The sequence below is a fragment of the Pseudoalteromonas sp. SG44-17 genome (assembly GCF_014164235.1).
Taxonomy (GTDB): Bacteria; Pseudomonadota; Gammaproteobacteria; order Enterobacterales; family Alteromonadaceae; genus Pseudoalteromonas; species Pseudoalteromonas rhizosphaerae.
The window spans coordinates 22,152-28,999 of record NZ_JACJEV010000046.1 but is presented as its reverse complement, the minus strand read 5'-3'; the positions used below and the strand labels follow the sequence as shown (position 1 = coordinate 28,999).

Genomic DNA, 6,848 nt, shown 5'->3' with positions numbered 1-6,848 from the left:
TTTTGGACCCACCTGACCCCATGCCGAACTCAGTAGTGAAACGAAACAGCGCCGATGATAGTGTAGCATTTGCTATGTGAAAGTAGGACATTGCCAGGCTCCAAATAAGAGAAACCCGTTACAGCAATGTGACGGGTTTTTTGTTGTCTGGTATTTAATAAATAGCCAAGACCCCATGCCGAACTCAGTAGTGAAACAAAACAGCTCGAAGGCGAGCCCCGGCCAATGATAGTGTAGCATTTGTTATGTGAAAGTAGGTCATCCTACTGCGCAGCACACCATGGCTTCAAATTTAGAAAGCCCGACTAGTAATAGTCGGGCTTTTTACATCAGCAGTAAAGTGAATGAGTGAGTTGGTGAGGAAGACAGCTTTAACCTTTTGAGATGCGTGCACTGCTATTTTTAATCATGAGAAACTAGTCAACTCGCACTCTTTATAAATAGAAGGCAAACTAGTGTTTTTTATAAGTAACAGGCAAACCTGTAACCTCTATAAGTGATAGATAAATTAGCGAAAGCTTTGGAATAAAAACGCGTAGTCTTGCTGCTACGCGTTTTAGTATTTAGCTTCTAGAAAGTTGCTCGAACGCTAAGTGCAAAGCGTCGATCTGTCGTGAAGTTCAACGCCTGAGTTTTAGTGCCCGCTTGATCCATTTGATATTTAGTTTTGGTTTCAGTCTCGAGTAAATTACTCGCTTCAACACCTACTTTCCAATGATCATTAATGGTGTAGTATAAGCTGGCATCCATCATACTTGAAGCCTCAGCATAAGCTGGTACATATTCTTCAGATTCGCGTAGGGTTAATAAATATTCAGAGCGCCACGTATAGGCTAGACGAAAAGAAACCTTTTCGTATTCATACATACCGATAATATTTAAGTTTTGGTCTGAATACCCTTGCAGAGGTAGCCCACTGAACACACGGAAAGTGTTACGGTTATCAGCGATAGGGTTACCATTTTCATCGAATCCTAATGTTCCATTTGAGATTTCGTTAGGATCTTCTAAACCACTCTGGTCTATGAAGGTATAGTTTAATTGTAAACCTAAACCACCCCAAGCGCCTGGCAGCATATCGTAGAATTGAGAGTATGAAAATTCAGCACCGCGCAGTGTACCAGAGCCAGTATTGGCAGGACCATATGCAGATAAGTTGTATTCTTCAGTTCCGTATGTCACGTCAAGGTCAAATGTTCTATTGCGAATAATGTTATCTAGTTTTTTATGGAATAGCCCCAAAGTAACGTAGCCTGCTGGCGCGAAATACCATTCGGTTGTTAGATCGGTATTTATTGCTGTTTCAGGTTTAAGGTAAGGATTACCCGATAATGCGGTCAGTTCTATATCATCGATTCCTACAACAGGGTTACTCGTTTCATCATAGTCTGCGCCAGGTGTTTGGAGGCGACGATTATAGTCTAGATTGATAATACTGATGTTCCGTGCATCAACTAGGCTTGGGTAAAATAAGGCTTTTGAGATGCCAAATCTTACCACTACGTCTTCGCTAATACCCATGCTTAGGTTTAAGCTTGGTAATATTGTGCTGTAATCAGTACCATCCACTGTGCTCAGTGTTGATTCACCCCCAGCAAGATCATAATAGCGCTTGTATTCTGGCTGCTGCATTACTGTATTTAAGGATGTTCCAGATTCACCGCGCTTACTTACCGGCGGTTGCACTAATGCGCCAGTGGAGGCTAATTTGTAGTTTACATAGCGTAAACCTACATTACCGACTATTGGAATATCTTGCGCGACAAAATCAAAGTCGCCACGTACATAAAACTCGGTGCGTTTTTCGTTTGTTGCACTGATATTATGAGCTGCATAAGGGCCTTCAACACGGTTTGGCTTATCTGTATAAGGGACGTAAGTACCCGTACAAATACCGTTGTTTGCTGCGCTGTTTGTTGCATTATGCCAACCATCTTTACAGCCCTGGCGGAGCGAATCAGCATAATTTTTGACTAATTCCATGCGTGGAAAAAGGAAGTTATTTACATTACCTTGCAGTACTTGACCGTTGTAATAATCAGAGAAATCAACACGCTCAAATAATTCAGGTCGATTAACTGCAGAAGCTGCATTACGGTCATCTTGTACCCATGGTGTACCGATTGCAGACCAACCTTCATAAGCGGTGTCGCGAACAGTCAAGTCTTTGTCTGAGTGATAAATACCAGATTTAATGTTAGTAAATGTACCATCGAGTTCGTAATTAACATCTAATTTAAAACTATTGGCTTTGGCTGTATTATGCTCTATTTGTTCCATGCCACTACCAAGAAATAGATTTGGTACAGGACCATTCCAATCTTCATTAGGAGACCAACCTGCGGTTAAAATATTGTCACTGAGAAATTCAACAGAAGGTCTAGAGCCGCGCATATCTAGGAAGTAAGGCGAAACTACATGGACATGATTACCTCGTGTTTGACCTGACATACTGTAATTTTGTAGTGATTTTTCAGAGTCTATGTGTTGGTAATCGAAATCAACCGTCAGGCGATCAATTGGTTTTAGTGTTAGTTTGAATGAAGTATCTTTAACGGTATTTTCGTTATAGTTCCAGCGACTTCGATAGAAAAAAGGAGTTTCAGGACTTACACCTAAAGCAATACCTGATGTGACGAATCCATTCTCAGTGGTTAATGGGTAACCATTTTCAGCATCATCCATCCAATTCTGAGATGAGCCCATAAACCCTTTAAAGCCTTGAGCTGCTTGTCCAATTTGGCGTTCGTTCCACTCCAATGAGGCTCTTGAATTAATATGTTCCAAGGTGGCCACTATAGTTTCGTCGTTGTTAGCCCATTGCAATGATGATGTAAAGCCAGTGCGTTTACGATCATTAGTAGCTGTACTCATATGAATAGCAACCGGAACATGCCAAACACTCGCTGCAGGTTGACCGGGTAAAGCAGGGCCATCAACCGGCGAGCTTGGATCAACACCTATGATGCCACCCCATTGATCAGTAGTGGGAATAAATGAATCGCCACGGGAGTGGAAATTACCTAAACCAATACCATCACCTCGTGTTTTATATTCAGATTGTGATCCGGCAATAAGAAAGCCAAATTTACCTGCATCAGTTTCCCAGTTATCAGAGAACAGAGCGGAGAAAGAAGGAGTTGTCTCATCTCGAAAGTCACTGTAATTAGCTTTTGCGTTAAAAGAGATAATACGGTCTGTGGAATCAAATGGTTTGCGAGTAATTAGGTTGACTGTACCAGCAATACCTCCTGATATAAGATCCGCGGTTTGGTTCTTAACTACTTCTACAGCTCCTAGTAGCTCCGCGGGGAAGTCCTCATAGCTTAGGCCACCCGATGGATTTGCGCTAAATGCATCACGGCCATTTACTTCAGAGCGGACCCGGTCCAAGCCTCGAATAAGAACACCAGTCCCCTCATCTGCATAATGCTTCGGATCACTAGAAGATGCAAAGCGTTCAATTGTGACCCCAGGAACACGTTGTAGAGCCTCAGTCACTGATTTGTCAGGCAGTGCACCAATATCTGATGCCGTGATAACATCCTTTACGGTATCAGCATAGCGCTTTAAGTTTTGTGCGCTATAGATACTGCCACGGATGCCCGTGACCTCTATAACCTCAATTGATTCATCTTTATTAATAGGTTTGACATCGCTGTCATTTTGTTGCGAAGTTTGAGCTGTAAGTAACAGTGGACAAAGACCTAGTAATGCATATGAAATCGCAAGGCTAAGCCGAGTTTTCGTTCGTCCAGTGTTGTATTTATTGCTATCGATGACTAATTTTGACATGGTTTAATCTCTTTTACTTATTTTTATAACCAGTTGTAACCTTGCATTTTAACGAGGGCAAAGTTACTCCTTTCGATCGGCATTGCTACTTAATATGCCAAGTTTTAGTTACTACTTTAAATTAATGCAATACTTTTTTAACATATTAAAAGAAATAAAGTAACATTTATTTTGTTTTTTAAGGTTACTTTTTAACAGGAGCTAAGGATTAGTCGTTCTTTTAAATGTAAGGGGGTAGTTATTCCATAATAATTGTTATATGAAAATAGCGACAGGAGATAGGGTTATTACCCCGAACTCAGGTTTAGTAGTAAGAGTGATGGATTTAATTTTCTGGTTAAAATCAAAAACGCCAACTCGAGGTTGGCGTTTTAATTATGAGGCTAAAGTAGCTTATTAAGCTTTAGGTCCTGCATTTTTGATTTCATCTGATACATCGTATTTAGCGAAGTTTTCAGTGAAGTCTGCTGCAAGTTTGGCCGCATATTCAGCGTATTTAGCTTTATCTTCCCAAGTATTGATTGGGTTAAGTAGCTCGCTGTTAACGCCTGGTACTGCAACTGGTACGTCTAGGTTTAAAACATCAATATGTTGAGTTTCAACGCCAGCCAGTTTACCTGATACGATTGCATCAACAACAGCGCGGGTAGTTGGAATATCAAAACGCTTACCAGTGCCGTAAGGACCGCCAGTCCAACCAGTGTTAACTAGGTATACCTTAGCGCCAAATTCACGTACACGCTTCATTAGAAGCTCCGCGTATACACCCGCTGGACGTGGGAAGAATGGTGCACCAAAACAGGTTGAGAATGTTGATTCGATATCGCTGGTAGAACCAATTTCAGTTGAGCCAACTTTTGCAGTGTAACCGCTTAGGAAATGAAACGCTGCAGCTTCTTCGCTAAGGATTGATACTGGTGGTAATACGCCGCTTACATCACAGGTTAAGAATACCACTGCTTTTGGCTCGCCTGCGCGGTTCTCTACTTTACGTTTTTCAACGTGTTCAAGCGGATAAGCTGCGCGGCTATTTTGCGTTAGGCTAGTATCATGAAAATCAGGAATACCTTTTTCATCAAGGACAACGTTCTCTAGGATAGTTCCAAAGCGGATTGCATCCCAGATAACAGGCTCATTCTTTTGTGAAAGGTCGATACACTTAGCATAACAACCACCTTCGATGTTGAATACACTACCAGGTGCCCAGCCGTGCTCGTCATCACCAATTAAAAAGCGAGTTGGATCTGCTGATAAAGTTGTTTTACCGGTACCAGATAGACCAAAGAATAATGCTGTATCGCCAGCTTCACCTACGTTAGCTGAGCAGTGCATTGGTAGCACGCCTTTCGCTGGTAGTAGAAAGTTTTGCACTGAGAACATTGATTTTTTCATTTCACCGGCATAACGCATACCTGCAAGCAATACTTTACGTTGTGCAAAGTTGATAATTACTGTGCCATCACTGTTAGTGCCATCACGTTCTGGGTCACAAACAAATGAAGGTACATTCATTACCTGCCATTGGGGTAAATCAGATGCATTATAAGATTTAGGTTCGATAAACATATTTTTGGCAAAGATATGATGCCATGCAGTTTCCGTTGTAACAACAACAGGTAAATAGTGCTCTGGATCAGCGCCTACTTCAAGGTGAGAGATGAAGTGGTCGTTGCTCTGCACATGTGCTTCAACACGTGCCCATAAAGCGTCAAATTTATCTGCATCGAAAGGGCGATTTACATTACCCCACTGGATTTCATTTTCAGTACTTGGTTCTTGAACAATAAAACGATCTTGTGGTGAACGACCAGTACGACGACCAGTGTTAGCAACAAAAGCTCCATTGGCGGCTAAAGTCCCTTCACCGCGACGGATCGCGTGTTCGACAAGTTCAGCTGCAGTTAGATCGACAAAACGAGTAGCGCTTGAAGTCATGTTTATACCTAAATTGTGTGAGATTGAACGGGATAGCTCTGGGGTTCTTATTTCCCTTTAAGCTGTAATTATAGTAACAGATGGATTAGGGATATTCGAGCCTATGAAAGGCCTAAAAACACATATATTTGGCAAAAAACATGAATAATTTCAATGATACCGGTGTCATAGAAATCATTAAATTCATGACACCGGTATCATCTCTACGCACAAAAAAGCCGCAAAAAATGCGGCTTGAATTCTGTTGGTTTTTTGAACGATGTTGTTAGTTGAAAATACTCTTCACATCTTGTTCATTAAAAATGTAATCTTTTAAGCAATAATGGCAGCTAATTTTTACCTCACCATTTTCAATAACGTCATCTAATAAAGCTTGTTGACCTATATTAACGAGCGCAGTGATGGTTTTTTCTCTACTACAACCACATTTAAACTGGATTGCTTGCGGCTCGTAAACACGCGGATTGTCTTCATGATAAAGTCGAGTAAGGACAGTAGCAGCATCAAGCTCTAACAACTCTTCAGCTTTAATCGTATTGCTGAGTGCTTCAAGGTGAGTAAAGTCAGTAATCGACTTTTCTTTATTTACAGGTAACACCTGTAGTAGTAAACCAGCAGCTTTCGCGTGACCTTGTGTTGTGTCAGTTGCAAACCAAAGACGTGTTTGTAGTTGCTCTGATTGTGCAAAGTAGGCTTCAAGACATGCTGCTAACGTGTCATGCTCAAGCGGAACTATACCTTGATAACGCTCACCTTTAGTTGGTGTGATTGTCAGTACCATCACACCGTTACCGATTAGTTCCTGGATGGTTGAGCCTGTTACTTCACCTTGCAGGCGGGCAATACCACGCATATTTTGTTGATGATCACCGTTGATAACCGCATATTTTACCGGGCCATCACCTTGCAGTTGTACTGCTATATCACCTTCAAACTTTAATGTAGCTGTAAGTAGGCAGGTTGCGACCAGTAACTCACCCAATAAAGCTTGCACTTGCACGGGGTAATTATGATCGGCAATCATTTCATTATAAGCTTGCTCTATTTGTACGAGTTCGCCGCGGACGTCTAGTTGATCAAATGTATAACGATGAAGTAGATCTTGTTGCATGAGTGGC

At 41.5% G+C, this 6,848-nt stretch carries 3 protein-coding genes; all 3 read right to left on the bottom strand.

What is annotated here, in order from left to right; all coding sequences use genetic code 11:
* Positions 1-570: 570 nt before the first annotated feature.
* Positions 571-3,795, bottom strand: coding sequence for a TonB-dependent receptor (locus H5182_RS20460; protein ID WP_182760528.1), 3,225 nt, complete (start codon positions 3,793-3,795; stop codon positions 571-573).
* 396 nt (positions 3,796-4,191) lie between these two features.
* The gene (locus H5182_RS20455; protein WP_182732552.1) at positions 4,192-5,730 is read right to left on the bottom strand and encodes a phosphoenolpyruvate carboxykinase; all 1,539 of its coding nucleotides are present in this window, start codon (positions 5,728-5,730) and stop codon (positions 4,192-4,194) included.
* Positions 5,731-5,995: 265 nt separating this feature from the next.
* Positions 5,996-6,841 (bottom strand): Hsp33 family molecular chaperone HslO, encoded by an 846-nt coding sequence (gene hslO / locus H5182_RS20450; RefSeq protein ID WP_145242756.1) that lies wholly within the window; start codon positions 6,839-6,841, stop codon positions 5,996-5,998.
* Positions 6,842-6,848 lie beyond the last annotated feature (7 nt).

Excerpts from the sequence above, each read along its gene's own strand:
- H5182_RS20460 (WP_182760528.1), bottom strand. The coding sequence starts at position 3,795 with ATGTCAAAATTAGTCATCGATAGCAATAAATACAACACTGGACGAACG.
- H5182_RS20455 (WP_182732552.1), bottom strand. The coding sequence starts at position 5,730 with ATGACTTCAAGCGCTACTCGTTTTGTCGATCTAACTGCAGCTGAACTT.
- hslO (WP_145242756.1), bottom strand. The coding sequence starts at position 6,841 with ATGCAACAAGATCTACTTCATCGTTATACATTTGATCAACTAGACGTC.